The sequence below is a fragment of the Limimaricola cinnabarinus genome (assembly GCF_002723615.1).
In the GTDB taxonomy this organism is placed as follows: domain Bacteria; phylum Pseudomonadota; class Alphaproteobacteria; order Rhodobacterales; family Rhodobacteraceae; genus Limimaricola; species Limimaricola cinnabarinus_B.
In genome coordinates, this window is sequence record NZ_KZ305014.1 from 1 (window position 1) to 1,499 (window position 1,499).

Consider the following 1,499-nt stretch of genomic DNA (forward strand, 5'->3'; position numbering starts at 1 on the left):
CTTCTCCTTCGGCTCTGAACGGCAGCGAATATATCGTCACCTCCGACGTCTCCAAGGCTTGGCCGGTGGCCGACGGGGGGCTGGGCGCCATGAGCTACATGTTCGAAATCCTGATGGGGGTGATGGGAAGTCGAAAGCGGTGGCGCACGATGCCATGGATGGTCGCGCTCTTCGGCATCGTCGTCGGTCCATTGGGGATCGTGAGCATCTACTTCATCATCATTCAGCCGATCACGATTGGCACCTATTGCACGATCTGCCTGTTGGCGGCGGCGGCGATGCTGATCATGATCCCGTTCTCGCTCGACGAGATCGTGGCAATGATCCAGTTCATGATCTGGAATACGCGGCGCGGCCGCCCATTCTGGCGTGCCTTCTTCCAAGGCGATGCGTTGCCGGGGTCGACAAGCGGAGGTTCGATGAGCTTCGATGCCGTGCCTACGAAGCTGCTTCGGCAAAGCGCGCGCGGTGTCACCGTCCCATGGACCCTTGGCCTCAGCGCCGCCCTCGGCGCCTTCTTGATGCTGTCACGCGCCATCTTCGGCAACGAGATGCCCTTGGCGGGCAGTGATCATCTGGTAGGCGCGCTGGTCCTGACGACCGCCGTGATCGCGTGGGCCGAGGTCGCGCGACCGCTGCGCTTCCTCAATCTGGGCTTCGGACTATGGCTCGTGATCGCGCCCTGGCTGCTGGGTGGCGGCACGGTCCCGGGAAGCCTCGTTGGCATCCTGGCCGGCTTGGCGCTGATCATTCTCAGCCTGCCTCGGGGTCGGCGTAGCGCGGAGCATTACGGCAGCTGGGACCGATACGTGGTCTGAAACTCGCGGCGATCCCTGCGCGCCGGACCGAGATGCGGTCGAGTTGACGAGGCGGATATCTCAGCGCTTGGGTCGGCGTTGAGTCTGTTGGCAGCCGTGTTTGTGAGGCGACCGCGCAGGAGTAACCGGCGCTCAGTCCAGCAGGGCGTCCAGCACGGGGCACTCCGGGACCTCGGTTCCGCTGCATTGCGCCACCGTGTCGCTCAATGCTCTTTCAATCCGTTGCAGATCGACGATCTTGTCCTGCACATCCTTGAGATGGGCCGAGGCGATCTCCTTCACCTCGGCACAAGTCTGGTTGTGGCTGTCGACGAGGCTGAGCAACCCTCTGATCTCCTCGAGAGAAAATCCGAGATCACGCGCGCGCATGACGAAGCGCAATCGGCGCACATGATCCTCACCGTAGCTGCGGTAGCCGTTCGGGTCCCGCGGCGGATCGGGCATGACGCCGACCGTCTCGTAGTAGCGAATGGTCTCAAGGTTGCATCCGGTGGCCCGGGCAAGGGCGGCTCGCTGCATCGGCTTCACGGAAGGGTGATCTTTTCCCATTCGGAAAGTCCTTGAGCCTGTATCTGCTACAGACCTTAGGCCTCCTTGCAGATGATCGCAAGGAGACCATGCATGGACACCACGGATTCTGCATTGCCGAGGGACGCGTCAGACGTCCCGGAAGGCCGCGGC

At 62.6% G+C, this 1,499-nt stretch carries 2 protein-coding genes; one reads left to right on the plus strand and one right to left on the minus strand.

Annotation, left to right across the window (positions count from 1 at the left end):
- On the plus strand, window positions 1-818 hold an 818-nt coding region (locus CJ301_RS18475; protein ID WP_301553825.1), incomplete at its 5' end, for a vitamin K epoxide reductase family protein.
- 132 nt (window positions 819-950) lie between these two features.
- Here the strand turns inward: CJ301_RS18475 and CJ301_RS18480 are convergent.
- Window positions 951-1,367 (minus strand): MerR family transcriptional regulator, encoded by a 417-nt coding sequence (locus CJ301_RS18480; RefSeq protein WP_173812399.1) that lies wholly within the window; start codon window positions 1,365-1,367, stop codon window positions 951-953.
- Window positions 1,368-1,499: the final 132 nt, after the last annotated feature.